Raw genomic sequence first — 24,163 nt, 5'->3', positions numbered from 1 at the left:
GGGGAGCTTCGTCATTTTTCGGATCGGCTGTGAAGTAGGCCGTTACAGGTTCAGCAGCGCCGGGTCGCCGCCCTGGGCGGTGATGTTGACGCTGAGCGCGCGCTCGACCGCAAAGCGGAGCAGAGCGTGCGGGCCGCCGGCCTTGGGGCCGGTGCCCGACAGGCCCTCGCCACCGAACGGCTGGACCCCCACGACCGCGCCGGTCATCGAGCGGTTGACATAGGCGTTGCCGGCCGGGACCAGGCGCTGGACGTCGGCGGCGAAGCTCTCGATCCGCGAGTGGATGCCCAGCGTCAGGCCATAGCGACGGGCGGCCAGGGCGCCGGCGACCTTTTCGAGGTTTTCAGGCTTGTAGCGCACCACGTGCAGCACCGGGCCGAACACCTCGCGCTCCAGGAAGTCGGCGGTCGGGATCTCGGCCAGGACCGGGGCGAAGAAGGTCCCGCCAGCGGGGGCGGCGAGAGCGTGCAGCACCTTGGCGTCCGACTTCAGGCGGGCCAGATGCTTGTCCAATGCGTCCTTGGCCTCGGCGTCGATCACCGGGCCGACATCCGTGACGGCCAGGGCCGGATCGCCGAGGACGAGGGCGTCCATCGCGCCCTTCAGACCGTCGATAATGTGGTCGGCGGTGTCTTCGGGCAGGAACAGCAGGCGCAGGGCCGAGCAGCGCTGGCCGGCCGAGCCGAAGGCGCTGACGATCACGTCGTCGATGACCTGTTCGCGCTGGGCGGTGGTGTCGACGAACATGCCGTTGAGGCCGCCGGTCTCGGCGATGAACGGCACGATCGGGCCTTGTCGGGCGGCGAGCGTCTGGTTGATCCGCCAGGCGGTGTCGGTGCCGCCGGTGAAGGCGACGCCGTCCAGGCCCTCATGGCTGGTCAGGGCCGCGCCGACGGTCTCGCCGCGACCCGGCAGCAGGGCCAGCAGGCGCGGGTCGAGGCCGGCGGCGTGATAGAGCTTCACCGCCTCGAACGCGATCAGCGGAGTCTGCTCGGCGGGCTTGGCCAGCACGGCGTTGCCGGCGGCTAGGGCGGCGGCGATCTGGCCGGTGAAGATGGCCAGCGGGAAGTTCCACGGGCTGATGCAGACAAAGACGCCGCGCCCGGCCAGGCGCAGGCTGTTGGTTTCACCGACCGGACCTTTCAGGATCTCGGCCTCGCCGAACTGGTCTTCGGCCAGCGTCGCGTAGTAGCGGCAGAAATCGACGGCCTCGCGCACCTCGGCGATGCCGTCCGACAGGGTCTTGCCGGCCTCGCGCGACAGGATGGCGATCAGGCGCTCGATATTGGCTTCCAGCGCATCGCCCATGGCGCGCAGCACCTGGGCGCGGGCGACGCCGCCGGCGCGGTCCCAGGCCGGCTGCGCGGCGCGGGCCAGCTTGAAGGCCTCGTCGATCTGCGGGCCTTGCGCTTCCGAAACCACGCCGACGGTCTTCTGCGTATTGGCGGGCGCGATCACCGGCAGCGGCGCGCCGCCGGCCACGACCTTGCCGCCGATCAAAGGACCGGCCGACAGGGTCACGCCGTCCAAGGCGGTGACAGCGGCGGTCAGGCGTTCACGGTCGGCCTTTACCGACAGATCCAGGCCCGCGCTGTTCTGGCGGCGCTCGCCATAGACGTGAATCGGCGTCGGGATCTTGGCGTGGCGGTCGGGGTGGGCCTCGACCGTGTCGATCGGGTCGGTGACGACCTTCTCGACCGGCACGCGCTCGTCCAGGAGGGCGTGGACGAACGAGGTGTTGGCGCCGTTCTCCAGCAGGCGACGGACGAGGTAGGGCAGCAGGTCCTCGTGACCGCCCACCGGAGCGTAGGCCCGCAGGGTGATGCCGTCATAGAGGTCGTCGGCGGCCTTATACAGGGCCTCGCCCATGCCATGTAGGCGCTGGTGCTCGATCTTCACGCCGGCGTTCTTGGCCATGCGCACCACGGCCGCCAGGGTGTGGGCGTTGTGGGTCGCGAACTGGGCGTAAAGGTGCGGGGCGGCGTCGATCAGGGCCTTGGCGTTGACCAGATACGACAGGTCCGTGGCCGGCTTCGTCGTATAGACCGGGTAGTCTGGACGACCGGCGACCTGGGCGCGCTTGATCTCGCTGTCCCAATAGGCGCCCTTGACTAGGCGGACCATGAGGCGGCGGCCGGTCTGTTCCGACAGGGTCTTCAGGCGCGCGATCACCTCGCCGCAGCGCTTCTGATAGGCCTGGACGGCGAGGCCCAGACCCTTCCAGTCGCCCAGCTCCGGCTCGCGGCACAGCTTGTCCAAGAGCTTCAGCGACAGGGCCAGGCGGTCGGCCTCTTCGGCGTCGATCGTGAAGTTCAGGTTGTGGCGCGCGGCGATCTTGGCCAGGCGCAGGGTGCGGGGATAGAGCTCCTCCCAGACGCGGTCCTCGTGGGTGGCTTCATAGCGCGGGCACAGGGCCGAGAGCTTGACCGACACGCCGTGGCCGGCCTCGGGACCGGCGCCATTCGACAGCTTTCCGACCGTCTCGATGGCGTCCGCATAGGACTTTTCATAGCGGGCGGCGTCGGCGGCGGTGCGGGCGCCTTCGCCCAGCATGTCGAAGCTGCACATGTCGCCTTCGGCGGCGGCGCGCTTGATCGCCGCCTCAATCGTGCGGCCCAGGACGAACTGCTCGCCCATGATGCGGATGGCCTGGCCGACGGCGGCGCGGATCACTGGCTCGCCCAGGCGCCCGGCCAGCTTCTTGATGAAGCCGGGCAAGTCCTTCTGAGCCTCGGCGTCGGGCTCGACGATCTTGCCGGTCAACATCAGGCCCCAGGTCGAGGCGTTGACGAACAGGCTGTCGGAGCCGCCCAGGTGGCTGGCCCAGTCGGCCGAGCCGATCTTTTCGGCGATCAGCTTGTCGCGGGTGTCGTCATCGGGGGTGCGAAGAAGCGCCTCGGCCAGACACATCAGGGCCAGGCCCTCGCGGGTGCCCAGGCTGAACTCCTGCAGGAAGCTTTCGACCACGCCCTGCTTGCGGACGCTGCGGCGAGCCCCGCGGACCAGCGCCTCGGCCTCGGCGCGGACGGCCGCGCGGTCTTCGCTGGAGAGCGGCTTGGCGGCGAGCAGGTCGGCGATCACTGCGGCTTCGTCGCGATACTTGCCGGCGTCGAGGCTATCCCAATCGGTCATGGTCGTTTCCGCTTGTTGGTATATCGTCGGTCTAACTCGGGTATGACGGAAGGTGCTTCGTTTGTTGGCCGGCGGAAGCGAAACTTGTTCGGCCGGAACGCGGAAAATGTTCGTCCGCTCCAGCGTGCGGCGCAGCGCGGGCTTTGTGCGCGCGCAAGTCTGCGCGGAAGGCCAGGACAAGGGCAAATGGGGAGGGAGGAAGGGACGCGTTCAGGGGGGGAGACGCTCGCGTCCCTTCCTCTCTAGCGCGACGCCCGGTTAGGGGGAGAGGGGCGAGCGTCGCGTCAGTTCCAGACCACGGCGGCTGGCCGTTTCCGCAGGCGCCTTGAGGAGGAGGGGCGGCGCCAGGCGGCGCTGGAACGATGCGGGGTATACCCCTGCATTCTCCGAATGTGCTACGTTTGTAGTGTTTAATTTTCGAAGGTTATTCGGTGAAAGTGCGATATGGCCATTTCCGCTCTAGATGACACCGATCGCCGGCTGTTGAAGGTTCTGCAGGCCGACGGCCGGATCACCAACGCCGAGCTCGCCAAGCGCTGCAACCTTTCGCCAGCGGCCACCTTCGACCGGGTCAGGCGACTGCGCGAGCGCGGCTTCATTACCGGCTACGCCGCCCTGCTGGATCCGGCCAAGGTCGACCGGGCGCTGCTGATCTTTGTGGAAGTGGTGCTGGAGCGCACGACCGGCGATGTCTTCGAAGAGTTCGGGGCCGCCGTCCGTCGCGCGCCCGAGATCCTGGAGTGCCACATGGTGGCCGGCGGCTTCGACTATCTGATCAAGGCGCGCGTGCGCGACATGGAGGCCTATCGCGGCTTCCTGGGCGACATTCTGGTCAAGATGCCGGGCGTGCGTGAAACGCGGACCTATGCGGTGCTCGAAGAGGTCAAGAGCACGGTGCAGCTGCCGCTTTAGAGCGCGCCGTGGCTTGAGGTCGCAAACAACTGGCCGCGCTCGGGCCTGAGATCCTGCGGCGGGCAGGCGGCCGCCAGCACGATGGCGGCGATGGCCAGCACGGTCGCGACCGCGATGCCCGTCAGATGGAGCGCTAGTTCTTTTTCCTTCGAGGGCGACATGGGTCGACTCCGAGTCAATGCCTGCGCGAAATCTAACTCAATCGATTGCGTAAATGTGATCGCAGTAGAGTAAATCTCCCCGTTTCGAGGAGGCCTGGCGCATCTGCGAAGGTGGAACGGGCGGCTCACAGGGGGGGGGAGGAGCTCGCCCGTTCCGTTCGCGACCATCGGGGGGGATGATGGACAGCGAACTCCCCCGGCCAGAGCCGGGGAAGCGGTTTAGCCTCAGGCCGCGGGCGCGCCGCCGCCGAGGGTCTTGTAGAGGGTCACAAGGTTGGTCGCCTGGGCCAAGCGCGTGCTGATCAGGCCCTGTTGCGCCGTATAGAGGCTGCGTTGAGCGTCCAGCAAGGTCAGTGCGCTGTCCAGGCCCGCGTCGCGCCGCTGCTGCGACAGGCGTGTGCTGTCGGCGGCGGCGGCGGTCAGGCGCTCCTGGGCGGCCAGGCGATCGGCGACCGTCGCGCGCACCGACAGGGCGTCGGAGACCTCGCGGAACGCGGTCTGCACCGTCTTCTCATAGGTCGCCACGGCGATATCGCGGTCGGCCTTTGAGATGTTCAGGTTCGCCACGTTGGCCCCGCCGGCGAAGATCGGCAGGCTGATCTGAGGCGTGAAGCTCCAGACGCCCGTGCCGCTCTTGAAGAGGTCGCCAAGGTCGGTGCTGGCCGAGCCCGTCGAACCGGTCAGGCTGATGCGCGGGAAGAACGCCGCCCGCGCCGCGCCGATATTGGCGTTGGCCGCCTGCAGCTGGTGTTCGGCGGCCAGAACGTCGGGGCGACGCACCAGAACATCCGAGGGCAGCCCCGCTGGCAGGTCCGCCAGCACGCTGTCGGCGTCCAGGCGTCCCGTGGGCAGCAGGTCGGCGGGCAACTCGCCGCCGGCCAGCAGAGTCAGGGCGTTACGGTCCTGGGCGACCTGGGCGGTGTAGACCGCGACGTCGGCCCGGGCCGTTTCGGCCAGGGTCTCGGCGTTGCGCAGGTCCAGCAGCGAACCGGCCCCGCCATCGACCCGCTGACGCACAAGACGCAGCGAGTCCTCGCGGGTGGCCAGGGTGCTCTGGGCCAGGGCCAGGCGCTCCTGGTCGGCCGCCAGGGTCAGCCAGGCGTTGGCGGTCTCGGCGATCAGGCTGACCTGGACCGAGCGGCGGGTCTGCTCGGTGGCCAGATAGTTCTGCAGCGCCGCGTCCTTCAGGCTGCGGACGCGGCCGAACAGGTCCAGCTCATAGGCGGTGAAGCCGATGGTGGCGCTGTAGACCTCGGTGTCGAAGGCCTGGCCGGTCTGCGAGGTCGAGGCCGGGGTGCGGCCGCGCTGCTCGGAGACCGCGCCGTTGATCCCCGGGAGCAGGGCGGCGCGCTGGACGCCGTACTGAGCGCGGGCCCGCTCGATGTTCAGCACCGCCACGCGCAGGTCGCGGTTCTGCTTGAGGGCCAGGTCGACAACGCCTTGCAGGCGCGGATCGACCAGCACCTGGCGCCAGTCGAGATCGGCGGCCGAGACGGTGGTGGCCGCCTCGGGCGTCGGGGTCGACCAGGTCTGGGCGACCGGCAGGGTGGGGCGCTCGTACTTGGGCGCCAGGGTGCAGGCGCCGACCGCCGTCGAGGCGACCAGGATCAGGGAGAGGTTACGCAGCATCTCAGTGAGCCTCCGCCGCCGGGGCGTCGCCCTGGGCGCTGGCGGTATCGTGACCGCGGTGCTTGGGTTTGAAGATCTTCTCGACCACCACGAAGAACAGCGGGACGAAGAAGATCGCGAGCAGGGTGGCCGAGATCATGCCGCCGATGACGCCGGTGCCGATCGCGTGCTGTGCGCCAGAACCCGCTCCGTTGGAGATGGCCAGGGGCAGCACGCCGAACACGAAGGCCAGCGAGGTCATGATGATCGGGCGCAGGCGCAGGCGAACCGCCTCCAGCGTGGCCTCGATCAGGCCCATGCCCTTCTCGTAGAGGTCCTTGGCGAACTCCACGATCAGGATGGCGTTCTTGGCCGCCAAGCCCATGGTCGTCAGCAGGCCCACCTGGAAGTAGATGTCGTTGCTGAGGCCGCGCAGGAACGTGGCCGCCAGGGCGCCGATGATGCCCAAGGGCACCACCATGATCACCGCCAGCGGGATCGACCAGCTCTCGTAGAGCGCCGCCAGCAGCAGGAACACGACCAGGATCGAGATCGCGTAGAGGGCCGGCGCCTGGTTGCCCGATTCCCGCTCCTGGGCCGAGAGGCCGGTCCACTCGAAGCCGACGCCCTTGGGCAGTTGAGCGGCGAGCTTTTCCATGGCCGCCATGGCCTGACCCGAGCTCTTGCCGGGCGCGGGCGAGCCCTGGATGTTCATCGACGACAGGCCGTTGTAGCGCTCCAGACGCGGCGAGCCGTAGGTCCAGGACGCCGTGGCGAAGGCCGGGAAGGCGACCATCTGGCCCTGGTTGTTGCGCACGTACCAGCGGTTCAGGTCCTCGGGCGTCATGCGGAACGGCGCGTCGGCCTGCATGTAGACCTTCTTGACCCGGCCGCGATCGATGAAGTCGTTGACGTAAGCGCCGCCCCAGGCCGCGCTGAGCGCGCTGTTGATGTCGGCGGTGGTCAGCCCCATCGCCCCAGCCTTGGCCTGGTCGACGGTGATCTTCAGCTGCGGGGTGTCGTCCTGGCCGTTGGGGCGCACGCCGACCAGATTGGGATCCTGGGCGGCCATGCCCAGCATCATGTTCCGGGCCTGCATCAGGGTCTCGTGACCCACGCCGCCGACGTCCTGAAGTTGGAAGTCGAAGCCCGACGAGGTGCCCAGTTCCGGCACGGCCGGCGGCACCACGGCGAACACCATGGCGTCGCGGATCTGGCTGAACGCGCCCATCGCGCGACCGGCCACGGCGGGAGCCTTGAGGTTAGCGGCCTTGCGGTGCTCGAAGTCCTTCAGGCGAACGAAGGCCAGGCCTGCGTTCTGCCCAGCGCCGCCGAAGCTAAAGCCCGAGACGGTGAACACCGACTGCACGGCCTCCTTTTCGCCGACCAGGAAGTGGTCGCGAACCTGTTCGAGCACGGCGAGGGTCTTTTCCTCGGTCGCGCCGGCGGGCAGCTGGACCAGCGTCAGCATGGTGCCCTGGTCTTCCTCGGGCAGGAAGGCGCTGGGCAGGCGTACGAACAGCAGGCCCATGGCCACGATGATCGCGGCGTAGATCGCCATCCAGCGGCCGCTCTTGCCCAGGATCTTGCGGACCGAGCCTTGGTAGCGCGACGACATGTCGTTGAAGCTGCGGTTGAACCAACCGAAGAAGCCGGTCTGGTGCTCCTTGTGGCCGGCCTCGACGGGCTTCAGCAGCGTGGCGCAGAGGGCGGGCGTCAGGATCAGGGCGACGACCACCGACAGGGCCATGGCCGAGACGATGGTGATCGAGAACTGGCGGTAGATCACGCCTTGCGAGCCGCCGAAGAAGGCCATCGGCACGAACACCGCCGCCAGCACCAGGGCGATGCCGATCAGGGCGCCGGTGATCTCGCTCATCGACTTGCGGGTGGCCTCTAGGGGGGAGAGCCCCTCTTCGGACATCACCCGCTCGACGTTCTCGACCACGACGATGGCGTCGTCGACCAGCAGGCCGATGGCCAGCACCAGGCCGAACATGGTCAGCGTGTTGATCGAGTAGCCGAAGGCCGCCAGCACGCCGAACGTGCCCAACAGCACCACCGGCACCGCAATGGTCGGGATCAGGGTCGCACGCCAGTTCTGCAGGAAAAGGAACATGACGATGAACACGAGGATGATGGCCTCGATCAGCGTCTTGACCACTTCCTCGATCGACAGCTTCACGAACGGCGTCGAGTCGTAGGGAACTACGTACTTGTAGTTGGCGGGGAACGACTGCTCGAGCTGGGCCATCCGATCCTTGACGGCGGCGGCGGTGTCGAGCGCGTTGGCGCCGGGGGCCAGGCGGATGGCCAGGCCGGCGGCCGGCTTGCCGTTGAACTTGGCGACCGAGCCGTAGTTCTCGGCGCCCAGCTCGACGCGGGCCACGTCGGACAGGCGCACAGTGGCGCCGCCTGCGGTGTTCTTGACGATGATGTCGCGGAACTGCTCGGGCGTCTGGAGGCGCGACTGGGCGGTGATGGTGGCGTTCAGGCCCGTGCCCGGCAGGTTCGGCGCGCCGCCGATCTGGCCGGCCGAGACCTGGGCGTTCTGGGCGCGGATCGCCGTGGCGACATCGGCCGGGGTCAGGCTGAAGCTGGCCAGCTTCTGCGGGTCCAGCCAGATGCGCATCGCGTACTGGGCGCCGAACAGCTGGATGTCACCGACGCCGTCGACGCGGCTCAGCGGGTCCAGGATGTTGGAGGCCAGATAGTCGGCGAGGTCGGTGTTGGTGGTCTTCGGATCCTCGGAGAAGAGGCCGACCACCATCATGAAGTTGCGCGCTGACTTGGCGACCGTCAGGCCTTGCTGTTGCACTTCCTGCGGCAACAACGCCGTGGCGGTCTGCAGCTTGTTCTGGACCTGGACCTGGGCGATGTCGATGTCGGTCCCGGCCTTGAACGTCAGTGTGATGGACGCCGCGCCGGAGCTGTCGCTGGTCGACGACATGTATTCCAGGCCGTCCAGGCCCTTCATCTTCTGCTCGATGACCTGGGTGACGCTGTCCTCGACGGTCTTGGCCGAGGCGCCGGGATAGACGCCCGAGATGGTGACCTGGGGCAGGGCGATGTCGGGATACTGCGCGATCGGCAGGGTCCGGATGGCGAGCGCCCCGGCCAGCATGATCACGATGGCGATGACCCACGCGAAGATGGGCCGGTCAATGAAGAAACGCGAGAGCATGGGTAGCCGGCCTTAGCGCTGGGCTTGAGCGGGAGGGGCGGACGTCGAGCCGGCCGGAACCGGCTTGATCGGCGCGCCGGGGCGCATCTTCTGCAGGCCTTCGACAATGACCTTGTCGCCGGCGTTCAGGCCGCCAGTGATCAGCCACTTGTCGCCGACGGTCTGGCCCAGGGTGACCGGGCGCGGCTCGGCCTGGCCCTTGGCGTTGACCACGGTGACCAGAGCGCCGCCCTTGGGGTCACGCTGGATCGCCGTCTGCGGCGCCAGGATACCGCCCGAGGCGACGCCCTGGCTGAGCACGGCGCGGACATACATGCCCGGCAGCAGCACGCCGTTCGGATTGGCGAACACCGCGCGCAGTCCCACCGCGCCCGTGCCCGGGTCGACGGTGATGTCGGAGAACTCCAGACGGCCGGGGATCGGATAGGTCGAGCCGTCTTCCAGCTTCAGCGTCACCTGGGCCGAACCGGAGCGGCCGACTTTGCCCGAGGCGAACTGGGCCTGGAGCTTGAGAAGCTCGGCCGAGGTCTGGGTCAGGTCGACATAGACCTTCGACAGGTCCTGCACGGTGGCCAGGGCGGTGGCCTGGTTGGCGGTGACCAGGGCGCCGGCGGTGACGCTGCTCTTGCCGATGCGGCCCGAGATCGGGGCGGTCACGCGGGCGTAGTTGAGGTTGATCCTGGCAGTGTCCAGCGCGGCCTTCTGCACGCCGACGGCGGCGGCGGTCTGCAGGGCGGCGGCCTGGGCGTCGTCATTGTCCTGCTTGGAGACCGCGCCGGTCTCCACGAGGGCCTTGTAGCGGTCGGCCTTCAGCTTGGCGGCGGTCGCCTGGGCCTGGGCCTGGGCGAGAGCGGCGGCGGCGCTGTTGTAAGCGGCCTGATAGGTGGCGGGGTCGATCTGATACAGCGGCTGGCCGGCGCGAACGATCGAGCCTTCCTCGAACAGGCGCGCCTTGATGACGCCGCTGACCTGCGGGCGCACCTCCGAAACCAGATAGGCCGAGGTGCGGCCGGCCAGTTCCGTGGTCAAGCCGACAGACTGCGACTGGACCACGACGTAACCGACCTCGGTGGGGCCGCCCATGCCCATGCCGCCGCCTCCGCCCGGCTTCTGGCCGCAGGCGGTGAGGGTGAGCGCAATGGCGGCGAGTCCCACGGTCGTCGCCGCGACCGAGCGTTGGAAATGCATGTTTGACCCCGGGGAGGAGAAGGTCGCGTGGGCTATTACCCTTGACGCGGCCGGTATGATGAACAATGTGAGAATGAACGTTCATTCTCAAGCGGGCTGGACATAGGAGCGGGAGTGTCGCAAGTCAACACCCAGCGCCGAGAGTTTGGCTGCCCTAACGGAAATGTAATGCCGAACAGGATTTTCAATGGCTGACGAGACTCATGCAGGTCGTCCGTCGCCGGAAACGCGCCGCCAGCAGATCCTGGATGCGGCGTGCGAGCGCGTACGCCAGTCGGGCTTCCACGGCGCCAGCATGGCCGACATCGCCAAGGTCGCTGGCCTGAGCGTCGGCCAGATCTATCGCTACTTCGAGAACAAGGAGGCGATCATCGCCGCCATCGTCGCCCAGGACCTGGCCGAGATGCGCGACAAGTTCGCCGAGATGGAGAAGCAGCCCGGCACGCTGCGCGACTCCATCGACGATCACCTGCCCGAGGCCATCGACAAGTGCTTCGACCCGCGCCGGGCCGCCCTGGCGCTCGAGGTGGTGGCCGAGGCGGCCCGTAACTGCAAGGTCGCCGCCATCGTCCGTTCGGCCGACGAGCAGGAGCGCGCCCTGGCCCGCGCCATGATGGAGCGCGACCGCAAGCCTGAGTGGACCGAGGCCGAGTTCCAGGCCCGCTGCGAGGTGGTGGGTCTTTTGTTCGACGGCCTGCTGCTGCGGGGCGTAAACCACCCCGACCTCGACCGTGACGCCCTGACGGCCGTGCTGCGGTCCACCGTGCGGCACCTGCTGAGCTAGGGCGTTTCCGGCAACTCCAGCCCGCAGCGCACCAGCTCGTCCCAGACGCCCTCCGCATCATCCGCGAAATGCAGCAGTTCAAGGTCTGACGCCGCGATCATGCCGTGGCCGACCAGCGCCTCGAAATTGATGATCGACCGCCAGTAGGCCTCGTCGAACAGCACGATCGGGATGGGCGGGGCCTTGTCGGTCTGGCGCAGGGTCAGGATCTCGAACAGCTCATCGAACGTGCCAAAGCCGCCCGGGAACACCACCAGCGCGTTGGCCCGCATGGCCAGGTGCATCTTCCGCATCGCGAAATAGTGGAAGCGGAAGGTCAGGTCGGGCGTGCTGTAGGGATTGGGAACCTGCTCGTGCGGCAGGGTGATGTTGAAGCCGATCGACGGCGCGCCGGCTTCAAAGGCGCCCCGGTTGGCGGCCTCCATCAGGCCCGGCCCGCCCCCGGTGGCGATGACGTTGTCGCGGACCTTGTCGCCGTTCTGATGCTTGGCCCCGCCGCGCTCGGAGACGATACGGCCCAGCCGCCGCGCCTCGGCGTACCAGCGGGCGCGCTCGGGCCGGTCGTCCTCGCGCACTCGGGCGCTGCCGAACACCACGATGGTCGAGCGCACGCCCCAGCGGCGCAGGGCCTCGTCGGCCTTGGCGAACTCCAGCAGGAACCGCACGCCGCGCATCGACTCGCCGAGCAGAAAGTCCTGGTCCAGGGCCGCCAGGCGATAGGACGATGAGGCCAGTTGCGCGGTGTTGTCGGGGACGTCGGTCACGATGGTGGCTCGCAAGGGTTTCTGGGCGCAGACTATCGGGCGATCGCCGCGCGGACTTGACCTAGATCAGGGCGCGGGCGGCGCGCGCAAGCCCTGGTGCGGGGCGACGACAACTCGGAAGGCCACCCGATGACCCTCAGCTTGACCTTCCACGGCGCGGCCGGTTGCGTCACCGGCTTCTGCGCCCGGCTGGTCACGGACCACGCCACCGTGCTGATCGATTGCGGCATGTTCCAGGGCTCCAAGACCCTGAAGGCCTTGAACTACCAGCCGTTTCCGTTCGATGCGGGACGCGTCGACGCGGTGCTGCTGACCCACGCCCATATCGACCATTCGGGCCTCTTGCCCAAGCTGATGCTGGCCGGCTTCGAGGGGCCGATCTACGCCACGGCCGCCACGCGCGACCTGGGCGCGGTGATGCTGGTCGACGCCGGCGGCATCCAGGAGAATGAGGTCGAGAGCCTCAACCGCCGCAATCTGCGGCGCGGCCTGCCGCCGGTCGAGCCGATCTATACCGAGCGCGACGGCGAGCGAGTGGCCAAGCAGTTCCGAAAGGTCAAGCTGGGCGAGCCGGTCCGCATCGCCGAAGACATCGTCGCCACCTACTGGCCGGCTGGACATATGCTGGGCGCCGCCTCGATATCGCTGGACGTCGGTCCGGAGGGCAAGACGAAGCGCCTCCTGTTCTCGGGCGATCTGGGGCCCGGCGGCAGTCCGTTCCTGGATGATCCTGACGCCCCGGTCGGCGTCGATCACCTGATCCTCGAGTCGACCTACGGCGACCGCGACCGCGTCGGGATCGACAGCGCCGCGCGCAAGCAGCAGCTGGCCGAGGAGGTCCGCGCCGCCCATGCCGCCGGCGGTCCCTTGCTGATCCCGGCCTTCGCGGTCGAGCGCAGCCAGGAGCTCCTCGTCGACCTGCTGGACCTGATGGACCAGGGCGAGGTTCCGAGGGGCGACATCTTCCTGGACTCGCCTCTGGCCATCGAGGCCACCAAGGTCTTCCAGGAACGCGGCTGGAACCCGCGCACCCAGACCAATCCGTTCGCGGCGCTGCGGCCCTCGCAGCACCTGCGGTTCCTCGACTCGCCCGCCGAGAGCGATGGTCTGGACCGGTTGAAGGGCTGGCACGTCATCCTGGCCGCCAGCGGCATGTGCGACGCAGGCCGGGTGCGAAAGCACCTGCAGCGCCTGCTGTGGCGACGCGAGGCGACGGTCCTGCTGTGCGGCTACCAGGCCACCGGCACCCTGGGCCGCCTTCTGGCCGACGGCCGCAACCGGGTGACGATCCGGGGCGACGAGATCAGCGTCCGCGCCCGCATCCGCCAACTGGACGCCTATTCCGGTCACGCTGACGCGGCGGGGCTGGTGGCCTGGGCCAAGGATCGGCTGCCGGTGACGGGCTCCATCTTCCTGGCCCACGGCGAACCCGACGCGACCGAAGGTCTGCGGCGTCGTCTGGTCGAGGCGGACTTTCCGCCCGAGCGTCTGGTGATCCCCGCGCTGGACGAGGGCTTCGTCCTGGACGGCGTCGGCGCAGCGCAGCCGATCGGTGAGGCGCGGCCGCGTCTGCCGGCCGGGGCGCCGGGCAAGCTCGACTGGCACAATCAGCGGGTAGCGTTCCAGGTGGCGCTGGGCCAGGCGCTGGCCGAGGCGCCGGACGACCGCGCGCGCGAGGCTCTGCTCCGGTCGCTCACGGCGACGCTGCAGGGGCGGGGCTAGGGGAGAAGGTTACGCCGCAGCGCCGGCGCGACGTCCGCCAGCGCCTTTGCGACCATGGCCGAGAACAGCGCCGCGCCCTCGGGGCCCAGGTGGGTGTAGTCGAACGACGGCTTGAAGCTGCCCATCGCGCCGGGCGGGGAGGGCGGCGCGGCCGGCGGGCGGGGCGGGGCTGCGGCGCCGGGCAGGACTGGCTCATAGAACATCGCGCCGCTGGTGGTTCCCGACCCGGCTGAGACGGCGACCTCAGGTGGGGGCGGCGCCTGGGCCAGGGAGAGCGCGGCCACGGGACCCATGGCCTGGACGGCCTCGCGGCTCAGCGCATGCAGGTCCACCAGCGGGGTGTTGGTCTCGGCGGCCAGCTTGCGGATCGCCTGCGCCCAGGGGGCGAGGTCGTCGAACACCTTCCCGTCCTTGAACTGGCGACGGATTAGCGGCGTGACCAGCACCGGCTTGGCGCCCGTCGCGCGCGCCTCCTCGACGAAGCGCCGCATGTTGACGGGGAACTCGGTGGCCAGGTCCGTCGAGCGTTCGGGGCGGCCCGGCTGGTCGTTGTGGCCCAGCTGGATCAGAACGAAGGTCTGCTCGAATCCGCCGGCGCTCATCTCCTTCAGCGCCAGGGACCAGGAGCCTTCCTCGCGATAGGTGCGGCTGGACCGACCGCCGCGTCCCAGGTTCACGCAGGCGATGTTCGAGGTCACATGCGTGGCGCAGAACGCCCCGCCCCAGCCGCTGTTGACCGCCACGGTGGAGTCGCCCACGAGCACGATCTTGGACGCCTTGAAGACGGGCTCCTGGGCGTGGACGGCGACAGGCGCGATCAGCAGGGCGGCGGCCGCCAGCACGATTTTCAGCATCTCAACTCCCAGCCCAAACAACGTGTGTCATCCCGGAAGCGCGGAGCGCTATCCGGGGCCCAGGGGGTGACAGAACGCCGTGCGCGCCGCCCCTGGGTCCCGGCTCGGCGCGCTGCGCGCTGGGCCGGGATGACAGTTTTTACGGCAACGCCCGATACTTGAATCCCCGGAACCGCGCCGAGCCCTTGCCCGCCGCGTAGAGCCCCGGCTTCAGCATCAAAAAGCCGCCGCGGACATTATGGTGGTAGCCGCTGACCTCCATGCCGCGATCAAAGCGCTTCCAGGTCTTTCCACCGTCGCCGCTGGTGTGGAAGCTGACGATGTGGCGGTTGTTGCGCAGCCGCATCAGCATCCGGGCGCCATGCGGATTCGCCGGGCGGCCCCGCTCGATGCCGTACTGGTGGGTGACGAAGTTCTTCGCATCGAACCCCAGGCCGCAATAGAGCTGGCGGTCGTAGAACAGGATCAGGCCGGCGCGGGTCTCGGGCTCGATCTCGATCTCGCATTCGATCTCATAGGCCTGGTCGCCATTGACGAAGATCAGCGGCGAGCCCGTCGACGGCGCTTCGCCCGCGCCCTTCAGGATCAGGGCGCCGCCTTCGCGCCGGATGCGGTCCTGCTCGCCGGGCTTCGGATCGAAGAAGTTCCACTGTACGCCGTACTTGTCGGTGCTGAAGTCGTCCGACAGCGCCATGCCGTGCGGACCCGGCTTGCCGCCCTTGGGCTTCTTGATGGGCTGGCTGAGATCGCCGCCGCCGATGTCGAACCAGCCGTCGGCGGTCCAGGTGACCGGGGCCAGCAGGGTCTGGCGGCCCAGCGTGTAGTAGCCGTTTTCATAGCCATGATAGACGGTCCACCAGTCGCCGGGCGTGGGCCCCTCGACCAGGGTGGCGTGGCCGCGCGACCACCATTTCTCGGCGTTGTCGACGGTGCGCACCAGCGGGTTGCGCGGGTGGTTCTCCCAAGGACCGGCCAGCGACTTGGCGCGGGCGGCGATCACCATGTGGCCGGTCGGCGGGCCCGCCGTGCCGCCCACGGCGGTGATCATGTAGAAGTAGTCGCCCTTCTTCATCACCTTGGGGCCCTCAGGTGAGAACCCCTCGACGTCCCAGTCGTCCGGATAGCGCCAGGGATCGTAGACGTGCTCGGGCTTGCCCACGGTCGACAGACCGTCGGGCGCCAGCTTGATGCGGTCGCCGCCGGACAGGAACAGCCAGCGCTCGCCGTTCTCGTCGACGATGTGGCCCGGGTCGATGTAGCGCGGCAGCTTCAAGTCGATCGGCTCGGACCACGGCCCTTCGATCTTGTCGGCCCAGATCACGTAGCTGGTGTTGTTGTTGGGGTACTTGGCCGGGATGTAGATGTAGTAGCGGCCCTTGTGCTTGCAGATCTCCGGCGCCCAGACCGAACCGATGTTGGTCTTCAGCGAGGCGGTGACCGGCGTCCAGTTCACCAGGTCGCGGCTGTGCCAGATCAGCAACCCCGGATAGGCGTCGAACGAGCTGTGGGTCATGTAGTAGTCGGCGCCGTCCTTCAGGATGGACGGGTCGGGCCGGTCGCCGGTCAGGATCGGGTTGAGGAAGGTCCCGTCGCCCAGATCCGCCTTGCGCTGGCCCTCGACGCCCTTGGTCCAGGTCGGACCGCTGGTCGGCTTGGCGGGGAGGAGGCCCATTTGCATCGCCTGGCCTGAAGCAGGCAGAGCGGTGAGGCCGGCGCCGGCCAGCAGCGAGCCCAGCGCGCCTCGGCGATTGATGTCGACCATGGTGTTTCTCCCGAACGCGCACTTGTTTTGTTGTCGCCAAGCTAGCGGCTGGGACGGTTTTGTCCACCGGTGTCATTTGCGTGCGGCGTAAAAGAAAACGCCCGGAAGCGAAGGCTCCCGGGCGGTTCTTGAAGATGCTCCCCCGCGATGCGGGGAGCTGTCGCGCAGCGACTGAGGGGGCGGGTTGGAGGTCGGCCGAGTTCGCCCCCTCCAGCCCTCTGGGCCACCTCCCCCGCATGCGGAGGAGGAGCTTGTCTCTCAGCTACCCCTGCATCGCTTCCAGCTCCTTGCCGCGCGTTTCGTGGACCAGCTTCTGGACCAGGAAGAACGAGACCAGGGCGCTTACGGCATAGAAACCGTAGGTCATCGGCAGGCTGGCCGCAGCCAGGGCCGGGAAGCTGACCGAGATGGCGAAGTTGGCGATCCACTGGGCGAAGCCGCAGACGGCCAGGGCCGAGCCGCGCATCTGGTTGGGGAACATCTCGCCCAGCATCACCCACATGACCGGACCCCATGAGAGGTTGAAGAAGATCACATAGAGGTTGGCGGCGATCAGGGCCGTCACGCCGACCTGGTCGCCCAGGGTCAGCACGCCGTTGACCGTGGTGGCCGTCGAGAAGCACCAGGTCATCACGCCCAGGGTCACGGCCATGCCGGCCGAGCCGATCAGCAGCAGCGGCTTGCGGCCGATCTTGTCGATCACGGCGATGGTCAGCAGGCAGGCCAGGATCGACAGCGTGCCCGACAGGATGTTGATCTTCAGGCTGTCATCTTCGGTGAAGCCGACCGACTGCCACAGCACCGAGCCGTAGTAGAAGACGATGTTGATGCCCACGAGCTGCTGGAACACGGCCAGCACCAGGCCCGCCCACAGGATGACGCGCAGCTTCTTGGTCGTCGGGTCCAGCAGGTCCGAGAACTTCGGCTTGTGGTCGCTGCTCAGCGAGGCGCGGATTTCCTCGACCTTCTTGGCGCCCTGGCCCGCACCGAACAGGCGCGAAAGGATGGCTTCGGCCTGGGCGTCCTTGCCCTTGGCCACCAGGTAGCGGGGGCTTTCCGGAATACCCAGCAGGCACAGGAAGAACACGCCGGCGGGAATGACCTGCATCCAGAACATCCAGCGCCAGGCGGGCAGGCCCAGCCAGAATTCGGCGGTCGAGCTGCCGGCGGTGTGGGCCAGCACGTAGTTGGCCACGAAAGCGCCGGTCAGGCCGGTGATGATCATGATCTGCTGCACGGAGGACAGGCGGCCGCGGATGTTCGCGGGCGTCACTTCCGAGATGTAGACCGGACAAAGCACGCTGGCCGCGCCCACGCCCAGGCCGCCGATCAGGCGGAAGACGATGAACACGATCGAGCTCTCGGCCGCGCCGGTGCCGATAGCGCTGATCACGAACAGCAGCGCCGAGATGATCATCACCGTACGGCGGCCCCACACGTCGGCCAGGCGGCCGGCGGCGAAGGCGCCGATGGCGCAACCGATCAGGATGGCGCCGACGTTCAGGCCGGTGCCCAGCTTGCTGAGATTGAAGGCGCTCTCCAGGCCCTCTTGCGTGCCGTTGATGACGCCGCTGTCGTAGCCGAACATGAAGCCGCCGATCGTGGCGACGGCGACGATCGCAGCGACGAAGGTCATGTTGACCTTCCCGCCATCGGCGCTCATGCCGGCGCTGGGCCCGGCGTTGGATACTGAAGCCACAGGTTCCCTCCCCATGGGGCCAGACTGGCCCGTTGATGCCCTACAGGTCCTTGTCGGACCTCTGGTTGCCGGCGACATTAGTGTTACCGGTATCAGCGCGCAAGCGGTGGTTCTGACGACCACATCGCCGACGCGCGGGACTCACCCCTGCGCGCGTATCGATAGCAGAGAGGCGGTGGTTTCCGCGACGGCAGAGTGTCGGATCCCAGGTTCACGCCTGTGGCGCGAATGCCACTTGGAGTCCCCGACCGGCAACATTGCCGAAAAGAAATTTGTCCCGGGGCTTCGGACCGTCTTTACGGCTGTCGGTCGAGACCGCGCGGACGTCCGCAGCGTATCGCTCGACGCTTGAAGTTGAGGTCTCCCTTGCGCCTGAAGTTCGCCCTCCTCGCCGCCGCCGCCGTGATCGCGCCGCCGGCCCTTGGTCTGGCCCAAACGGCCCCTGCGCCCTCCGCGCCCGCCCAGACCCCCCCCGCCAAACCGGCGGACGCGCCGACCGCCGTTGAAGGCGTGGTGATCCGCAGCGACGCCACGGCGATGCGCACCGATATCGACCGCCGCAGCTACAGCGTCGCCAATGACCTGAGCGCCAAGACCGGCTCGATCAGCGACGCCCTGCGCAACGTCCCGTCTGTCGAGGTCGACGTGCAGGGCAATGTCAGCCTGCGTGGCGACTCCAACGTGACCATCCTGATCGACGGCAAGCCCTCGGGGATGTTCAACGGCGACAACCGCGCCGACGCGCTGCAGCAACTGCCTGCCGACCAGATCGACCGCGTCGAGGTGATGACCAACCCCTCGGCGGCGTATCGCCCCGACGGTTCGGCCGGCGTCATCAACCTCGTCACCAAGAAGACCCAGAAGGCCGGCGTCACCGGCACGGTGCGCGCCAATGTCGGTCCCGACGGCCGCTACAACGGCGGGATCAGCGCGCAGCGCCGCGAAGGCAAGCTCACGCTCTCGGGCGACGCCAGCTATCGCTACGACCGCCAGGAAGTCACCTCGATCGTCGACCGTCAGTCGCTGAATGCGGCCGGCGCCGTCACCCTGGACGCCGACCAGACCGCCGAGGTGCTGAACAAGGGCGGCGCGCTGTCGTTGCGCACCGGCGTCGACTACGACCTCGACAAGAAGACCCGCCTGTCGGCCGAAGTGCGCTATCGCGGCATGGACTACGAGGGCGACGGTCGCGAGACCTACCTGTCGCGCAACAGCGCGGGCGTCACGCAGCAGGCCTATCTGCGCGACAGCACCGGCGTGATGATCCGCGACAACTCGGCCATCGCCGGCGACTATCGCCGCCAGTTCACCGGCGCCGGCCACGAACTGACCTCGCGCGCCGAGTACGAGATCACCCGCTTCAAGCGCGGCGGCGACGCCTTCGCCGACTACACCGCCGGCGCGCCGGACTTCTATGAAGCCTTCAGCTTCGGTTCGGAGCAGAAGCGCGCCAACTGGAAGCTCGACTACGCCAAGCCCTTGGCCGACCAGGCCAAGCTGAAGACCGGCCTGGATTTCGAAGGCGCCGACAACGACTACAACAACTACGGCGCGCGCGGGGCCACGCTGAACGGCCAGACCGTCGACCCGGCCCGCACCAACCGCTTCGCCTATGACCAGGACGTGTTCGCGGCCTATGTCACCTACGAGCGTCCGTTCGGCGACCTGACCGTGCAGACCGGTCTGCGCGCAGAGCAGGTCGAGATCCGCACCGACCAGATCACCTCGGGCCAGAAGGGCTCGAACGACTATCTGCGGCTCTATCCGACGCTGAACGCGGGCTATCGCATCAATGACGCCAACAGCCTGAGCGCGGGCTTCAGCCGCCGGGTGGCCCGTCCGGGCGCCCAGGACCTGAACCCGTATCCGATCTACCAGGACCCCTATAACTTCCGGGCCGGTAACCCGAACCTGAAGCCGCAGGTCACCGACTCGTTCGAGCTGGGCTGGCAGTACCGCAAGGGCCCGACGACCTATCTGGCGACCGCCTTCTATCGCGACACCCGCGACGGCGTGACCGACGTGGTCAAGGACCTGGGCGGCGGCGTGTTCCTGACCACCCGCGAGAACCTGGCCAAGAGCCGCAACGGCGGTCTGGAGTTTGTCGTCGTCGGCCGTCTGACGCCGAAGCTGACCTACAACCTCAGCGGCCAGGCGTTCTGGAACGAGATCGACGCCGCCAGCCTGGGCTTCACTGGCAAGCGCTCGGACACCAGCCTGTCGGGCCGGGCCAATGTGAACTTCCAGGCCACCCCGAAGGACTTCTTCCAGGTCAACGCCTTCACCTCGGGCCGGCGCATCACGCCGCAGGGCTATCGCGAGCCGGTGCAGATGGTGAACCTGGGCTATCGCCGGAAGGTCAACGACAAGCTGAACTTCGTCGTGACCGTCAATGACGTGGTCGACAGCTTCAAGATCGCCGGCGTCACTAACGCCGCGCGCCTGCGCGACCGCAACGAGACCAAGGTCAATGTCCGCACCGCGTTCATCGGCTTCAGCTACGCCTTCGGCGGCGGCAAGCCGCGTCCCGAGCAGTTCGACTTCAGCACCGGCGGGCCGAACTAGGGAACACATCAAAGCTGTGTCATCCCGGCCGTAGCGCGCAGCGGCGTTTCCGGGATGACGCGGTTTTGAGGGGCGGACTTTCATGAGCGCCTGAGGGCCCCCTCCGTCACGCAGCCGCGCCGCGCGCCACCTCCCCCGTTTTACGGGTGAGGAGGAAACCGTCCCCCTCCTGCCCCGCTTGCGGGGGAGGTGGATCGGCGCGAAGCGGCGAGACGGAGGGGGCGCTTCTGCGACCGCCACCCGCACGGTCGGTTGACGGCGTCCTTTAATCCCCCCCTAAACCCAGATGCCGCTCGGCCTCCGCCAGCCCTGCGGCGATGTCGAGTTCGGCGTAGAGATCGCCCGCTTCGCGCCAAGGCTGAAGCGCCGGACGACCCAGCGCCTCCAGCGCCAGGGCGGTGAGCCGCAGGGCGTTGGCCAGATCAAGGCGGTGCTCCCGTCCCAGCGCGCCGTAGAGGGTGGCGGCCTCCTCGGCGGCGGCGAGGGCGGCCTCCGGGCGGCCCGTCTCCCGGTCGAGGTCCGAGACATGGCGCAGGGCCTTGGCCAGACCCTCTGGCTCCTCCGTCGCACGGGCCTTCTCCAAGGCCTCGTCATAGAGCGCGCGCGCCGTGTCGCGTTCGCCGCGCTCGCGCAGCGCCTGGGCTTCGGCCATCAGCCAGTCGATGTCGCGCATGGGGCCTCCGTTGGTCGAAGGCATAGTGGCCGGCCTCCTGGCGCGGGCCAAGGTCTCAGCGGCGCGCTATGCGTCGAACACTAGAAGGACCAATGGCGCCGCGCGCCGATCTCACGGCCAGCATCGTTAACGCCGCCAGCGCGGCGGGGACCAGTGCGACCAGCCAGACCAGGACCACGAGGCCGAGCTGGAGGATCGTGGTCATGATCACCAGGCTGGGCGACTCCGGTCGCTGAGGAAGGGCTCGGTTCACCGACAACATCCTGCCCGCGCTCAACAATTGGCCCGTGGCCCTATCAATACACCCAGAATGGGTTTCAACCCAGAGAAGAATTTTACAATTTGCAACATTCCTCTTAAGGCTTTTTGAACCTTCGGCAAATGGTCAGCCGCGTTTACCAAGGCGGCGCGGGGTGAGTGTGCTCAACCCACAATCAAAAAGGGCCTCCGGATCGCTCCGAAGGCCCTTCGCGTCAGTGATTGTGGCGGGGCAACTTGGCCGCGAGGTCCTGGTACTTGACCGCGAACTCCAGCACGCCGCCCGTGTCGAGCTGACTGGCGTGCGCGCGGTAGATCTCCTGCCAGGGCGTCATGGTGGCGGGAACGGCCGGTATGCCCTCCTGCTTGCGCGCGGCGATCGTAGCCTCATCCACCAGAGCGTCGCAGCGGCCGGTGTTGAGGTCGATGCGGATCACATCGCCCGTCCGCAGCCACGACAGTCCGCCGCCGACCGCGCTCTCGGGCGAGGCGTTGAGGATCGAGGGGCTGTCGGCGGTGCCCGACTGACGCCCATCGCCCAGCGTGGGCAGGCTCATGATCCCCTTCTTCAGCAGGTGATCCGGCGGCTGCATGTTGACGACCTCGGCCGAGCCGGGCCAGCCGATCGGGCCCGCGCCGCGGATCACCAGGATGCAGCGCTCGTCGATGTTCAGCGACGGGTCGTTGATCCGCTTGTGATAGTCGTCCGAGCCGTCGAACACGATGGCGCGGGCCTCGAACACGCCTTCCTGGCCGGGCTGCGACAGGTAGCGCTTGCGGAACTCCTCGCCGATCACGCTGGATTTCATGATCGCGAAGTCGAAGAGGTTGCCCTTCAGCACCAGGAACCCGGCCTTTTCGGCCAGCGGCTGGGCGTAGGGGAAGATCACCTCGCGGTCGCTGGTCTCGCGGCCTTGCAGGTTCTGCGCCATCGTCTTGCCGGTGACGGTCAGCACGTCGCCGTGCAGGCGGCCCTGCTGTAACAACTCCCACAGCACCGCCGGCGCGCCGCCGGCCCGGTGGAAGCGCTCGCCCAGATACTTGCCGGCCGGCTGCATGTTGACGATCAGCGGGATGTCGTAGGCCGCGCGCCAGTCGTCGGCGGTGATCTCGACGCCGGCGTGACGGGCCATGGCCACGATATGCGGCTGGGCGTTGGTCGAGCCGCCGGCCGCCGCCACTAGGGCGATGGCGTTCTCGAAGGCCTTCTTGGTGAGGATGTCGAGCGGTTTGACGTCCTCATAGGCCAGGTCGACGATCCGCTGGCCGGTCTTGTAGGCCATCTGGCCGCGCTCGCGGTACGGGGCGGGAATGGCCGCGCAGCCGGTCAGCGACAGGCCAAGCGCCTCGGCCACGGCGTTCATGGTCGAGGCCGTGCCCATGGTGTTGCAGTGGCCCGCCGACGGCGCCGACGAGGCGGCGCGGTCGATGAACTCTTCCTCGGTGATCTCGCCGGCCGCCAGCTTGCGGCGCGAACGCCAGATCACCGTGCCCGAACCGACCAGCTCGTTCTCGTGCCAGCCGTCCAGCATAGGACCGCCCGACAGCACGATGGCCGGGATATTGACCGTGGTGGCGGCCATGATCCCGGCCGGGGTGGTCTTGTCGCAGCCGGTGGTCAGAACCACGGCGTCGATCGGATATCCATGCAGGGTCTCGACAAGACCCAGGTACGAGAGGTTCCGGTCCAGCGCCGCCGTTGGGCGACGGCAGTTCTCGAAGATCGGATGAACCGGAAACTCCATGGGGATTCCCCCGGCGTCGCGGATCCCGTCCCGCACCCGCGACACCAGATCGAGGTGGATGCGGTTGCAGGGCGAGATGTCGCTGCCGGTCTGGGCGATGCCGATGATCGGCTTGCCGCTGCGCAGCTCCTCCGGCGTGATCCCGTAGTTCATGAAGCGCTCCAGATAGAGCGCGGTCATGTCGATATGGTCGGGGTTATCGAACCAATCGCGGGACCGGAACCGGCGGGGCGTGCGGTTAGGCAAGGCGTACCTCATGCTGGGGTTGGCCGGCGACGTCGACCTGGATGGCGAACAGGCCGCCAGCCAGAGGATACTGCGCCAGGGTCTCGTCGCTCAGGCCCTTGCGGGCGGTGGTGAAGTAAAGGGTCTTCAGGTCGGGCCCGCCGAAGCAGGGTTTGGTGACGTTCGGAGCGGGCAGCTCGATGCGCGCGACGGCCTCGCCCTGCGGTGAGAAGCGCACCGCGCCAAACCCGCCCCACAGGGCCGTCCACACATAGCCTTCGGCGTCGACGACCGAACCATCCGGATAGACGTCGTCGCCCACGGCGATCTTCACAAAGACGCGCTTGTTCGACAGCAGGCCTTCCTCGGACAGGTCGAAGGCGTAGATCGTCTTTTCCAGGGTGTCGGTGTGGTAGAAGGTCTTGCCGTCGGGCGAGACGCAGGGACCGTTGGTGATGCAGATGTCGCGGTCCATCCGCGCGACGCCGGTGGCGTCCATCCGGTACAGCGAGCCGCTCTTGTTTTCTTCCCCGTCGTGCATGGTGCCGAACCAAAGGCGGCCCTTTGCGTCGACCGTGGCGTCGTTGGTGCGGTTGTCCAGCGTGGCGTCTTCGATGGTCGCCAGGGGCAAGAACCCGCCCATGATCGGATTGAAGCGGTGGAGACCCGACTTCAGCCCGACAAGGAAGTTGCCGGGGGCCCCCGCCAGCGGCGCCAAGAACGAGACAGGCTCAGGCGCGGAGAAGGTGAGCTTCTCTCCGGAGCTCTGGATGAAGCCGTGGATCTTTTGCTGCTTAATGTCGACGAACCAAAGGGTGTCGTTGAGCCAGATCGGGCCTTCGCCCAAGGTCGCCTTCAAGTCCCAGACGCAGGTCATTTCCGCACGGTCTCCCAGATTTCGGTGCTGCGCGTTCGTAAGGCTTGCCT

Annotated in this window: 16 protein-coding genes and 2 pseudogenes; 4 read left to right on the top strand and 14 right to left on the bottom strand. The window is 67.9% G+C overall.

The genetic code is table 11. The annotated features are described in order from the left end of the window. Positions 1-42 precede the first annotated feature (42 nt). Positions 43-3,132 (bottom strand): bifunctional proline dehydrogenase/L-glutamate gamma-semialdehyde dehydrogenase PutA, encoded by a 3,090-nt coding sequence (gene putA / locus ACT53N_RS10050; protein ID WP_476063758.1) that lies wholly within the window; start codon positions 3,130-3,132, stop codon positions 43-45. A gap of 444 nt (positions 3,133-3,576) precedes the next feature. On the opposite strand from putA, the gene ACT53N_RS10045 reads away from it, so the two are divergent. Further along, entirely contained in the window at positions 3,577-4,044 is a 468-nt protein-coding gene (locus tag ACT53N_RS10045) for an Lrp/AsnC ligand binding domain-containing protein (RefSeq protein ID WP_096052310.1), read from the top strand. Here the strand turns inward: ACT53N_RS10045 and ACT53N_RS10040 are convergent. The 4 genes from ACT53N_RS10040 to ACT53N_RS10025 form a co-directional block, all read right to left on the bottom strand. Further along, the gene (locus ACT53N_RS10040) at positions 4,041-4,205 is read right to left on the bottom strand and encodes a hypothetical protein (protein ID WP_476063757.1); all 165 of its coding nucleotides are present in this window, start codon (positions 4,203-4,205) and stop codon (positions 4,041-4,043) included. The genes ACT53N_RS10045 and ACT53N_RS10040 overlap by 4 nt on opposite strands. 225 nt (positions 4,206-4,430) lie before the next feature. Further along, a complete protein-coding gene (gene adeC, locus ACT53N_RS10035) occupies positions 4,431-5,834 on the bottom strand; it encodes an AdeC/AdeK/OprM family multidrug efflux complex outer membrane factor (protein WP_476063756.1) in 1,404 nt (467 codons plus the stop codon). A 1-nt stretch (position 5,835) separates the two neighbouring features. Continuing rightward, on the bottom strand, positions 5,836-8,997 hold the full coding sequence (locus ACT53N_RS10030) for an efflux RND transporter permease subunit (protein ID WP_476063755.1): 3,162 nt from the start codon (positions 8,995-8,997) through the stop codon (positions 5,836-5,838). A 12-nt stretch (positions 8,998-9,009) separates the two neighbouring features. Beyond that, positions 9,010-10,185, bottom strand: a complete 1,176-nt coding sequence (locus tag ACT53N_RS10025; RefSeq protein ID WP_476063754.1) for an efflux RND transporter periplasmic adaptor subunit — start codon at positions 10,183-10,185, stop codon at positions 9,010-9,012. Positions 10,186-10,372: 187 nt separating this feature from the next. Between ACT53N_RS10025 and ACT53N_RS10020 the strand changes: the two genes are divergently transcribed. Next, positions 10,373-10,969: a TetR/AcrR family transcriptional regulator gene (locus tag ACT53N_RS10020; protein WP_476063753.1), complete on the top strand. Its 597-nt coding sequence runs from the start codon at positions 10,373-10,375 to the stop codon at positions 10,967-10,969. On the opposite strand, the gene ACT53N_RS10015 is transcribed toward ACT53N_RS10020, so the two are convergent. Beyond that, complete coding sequence (locus ACT53N_RS10015; protein ID WP_476063752.1) at positions 10,966-11,733, bottom strand: LOG family protein; 768 nt, start codon at positions 11,731-11,733, stop codon at positions 10,966-10,968. The genes ACT53N_RS10020 and ACT53N_RS10015 overlap by 4 nt on opposite strands. A gap of 129 nt (positions 11,734-11,862) precedes the next feature. Here ACT53N_RS10015 and ACT53N_RS10010 point away from each other — a divergent pair, with 129 nt between their 5' ends. Further along, a complete protein-coding gene (locus ACT53N_RS10010; RefSeq protein WP_476063751.1) occupies positions 11,863-13,455 on the top strand; it encodes an MBL fold metallo-hydrolase RNA specificity domain-containing protein in 1,593 nt (530 codons plus the stop codon). Here the strand turns inward: ACT53N_RS10010 and ACT53N_RS10005 are convergent. The 3 genes from ACT53N_RS10005 to ACT53N_RS09995 form a co-directional block, all read right to left on the bottom strand. Then, positions 13,452-14,309, bottom strand: a complete 858-nt coding sequence (locus ACT53N_RS10005; RefSeq protein ID WP_476063750.1) for a rhamnogalacturonan acetylesterase — start codon at positions 14,307-14,309, stop codon at positions 13,452-13,454. The two genes, ACT53N_RS10010 and ACT53N_RS10005, sit on opposite strands and share 4 nt — an antisense overlap. Before the next feature lie 139 nt (positions 14,310-14,448). Then, complete coding sequence (locus tag ACT53N_RS10000) at positions 14,449-16,071, bottom strand: family 43 glycosylhydrolase (RefSeq protein WP_476063749.1); 1,623 nt, start codon at positions 16,069-16,071, stop codon at positions 14,449-14,451. A gap of 262 nt (positions 16,072-16,333) precedes the next feature. Next, positions 16,334-17,770 (bottom strand): sugar porter family MFS transporter, encoded by a 1,437-nt coding sequence (locus tag ACT53N_RS09995; RefSeq protein WP_476063748.1) that lies wholly within the window; start codon positions 17,768-17,770, stop codon positions 16,334-16,336. 366 nt (positions 17,771-18,136) lie between these two features. Between ACT53N_RS09995 and ACT53N_RS09990 the strand changes: the two genes are divergently transcribed. Then, positions 18,137-20,335 (top strand): TonB-dependent receptor domain-containing protein, encoded by a 2,199-nt coding sequence (locus ACT53N_RS09990; protein ID WP_476063747.1) that lies wholly within the window; start codon positions 18,137-18,139, stop codon positions 20,333-20,335. A gap of 106 nt (positions 20,336-20,441) precedes the next feature. On the opposite strand, the pseudogene ACT53N_RS09985 reads toward ACT53N_RS09990, so the two are convergent. The 5 genes and pseudogenes from ACT53N_RS09985 to xylC all read right to left on the bottom strand — a co-directional run. Continuing rightward, positions 20,442-20,573, bottom strand: a pseudogene (locus ACT53N_RS09985) (hypothetical protein); the annotation flags it as partial. A gap of 39 nt (positions 20,574-20,612) precedes the next feature. Beyond that, positions 20,613-21,008 (bottom strand): annotated as a pseudogene (locus ACT53N_RS09980) (tetratricopeptide repeat protein); the annotation flags it as partial. A 55-nt stretch (positions 21,009-21,063) separates the two neighbouring features. Continuing rightward, positions 21,064-21,270 (bottom strand): hypothetical protein, encoded by a 207-nt coding sequence (locus ACT53N_RS09975; protein WP_476063746.1) that lies wholly within the window; start codon positions 21,268-21,270, stop codon positions 21,064-21,066. A gap of 211 nt (positions 21,271-21,481) precedes the next feature. Then, entirely contained in the window at positions 21,482-23,257 is a 1,776-nt protein-coding gene (xylD, locus tag ACT53N_RS09970; protein WP_476063745.1) for a xylonate dehydratase XylD, read from the bottom strand. Further along, complete coding sequence (xylC, locus tag ACT53N_RS09965; RefSeq protein ID WP_476063744.1) at positions 23,250-24,113, bottom strand: D-xylonolactone lactonase; 864 nt, start codon at positions 24,111-24,113, stop codon at positions 23,250-23,252. Before xylC ends, xylD begins: the two co-directional genes overlap by 8 nt. Between the last annotated feature and the right edge of the window lie 50 nt (positions 24,114-24,163).

This window comes from Caulobacter sp. DMC95, from assembly GCF_056313785.1.
The sequence above is the reverse complement of the archived record's forward strand: the minus strand, read 5'-3'. Positions and strand labels throughout refer to the sequence as shown.

What these genes read in the sequence shown, in the direction of transcription:
- ACT53N_RS09975 (WP_476063746.1), bottom strand. Translation starts at nt 21,270, where the DNA reads ATGTTGTCGGTGAACCGAGCCCTTCCTCAGCGACCGGAGTCGCCCAGC.
- ACT53N_RS10010 (WP_476063751.1), top strand. Translation starts at nt 11,863, where the DNA reads ATGACCCTCAGCTTGACCTTCCACGGCGCGGCCGGTTGCGTCACCGGC.
- ACT53N_RS10020 (WP_476063753.1), top strand. Translation starts at nt 10,373, where the DNA reads ATGGCTGACGAGACTCATGCAGGTCGTCCGTCGCCGGAAACGCGCCGC.
- ACT53N_RS10025 (WP_476063754.1), bottom strand. Translation starts at nt 10,185, where the DNA reads ATGCATTTCCAACGCTCGGTCGCGGCGACGACCGTGGGACTCGCCGCC.
- ACT53N_RS10045 (WP_096052310.1), top strand. Translation starts at nt 3,577, where the DNA reads ATGGCCATTTCCGCTCTAGATGACACCGATCGCCGGCTGTTGAAGGTT.
- ACT53N_RS10040 (WP_476063757.1), bottom strand. Translation starts at nt 4,205, where the DNA reads ATGTCGCCCTCGAAGGAAAAAGAACTAGCGCTCCATCTGACGGGCATC.
- xylC (WP_476063744.1), bottom strand. Translation starts at nt 24,113, where the DNA reads ATGACCTGCGTCTGGGACTTGAAGGCGACCTTGGGCGAAGGCCCGATC.
- ACT53N_RS10030 (WP_476063755.1), bottom strand. Translation starts at nt 8,997, where the DNA reads ATGCTCTCGCGTTTCTTCATTGACCGGCCCATCTTCGCGTGGGTCATC.
- adeC (WP_476063756.1), bottom strand. Translation starts at nt 5,834, where the DNA reads ATGCTGCGTAACCTCTCCCTGATCCTGGTCGCCTCGACGGCGGTCGGC.
- putA (WP_476063758.1), bottom strand. Translation starts at nt 3,132, where the DNA reads ATGACCGATTGGGATAGCCTCGACGCCGGCAAGTATCGCGACGAAGCC.
- ACT53N_RS10000 (WP_476063749.1), bottom strand. Translation starts at nt 16,071, where the DNA reads ATGGTCGACATCAATCGCCGAGGCGCGCTGGGCTCGCTGCTGGCCGGC.
- ACT53N_RS10005 (WP_476063750.1), bottom strand. Translation starts at nt 14,309, where the DNA reads ATGCTGAAAATCGTGCTGGCGGCCGCCGCCCTGCTGATCGCGCCTGTC.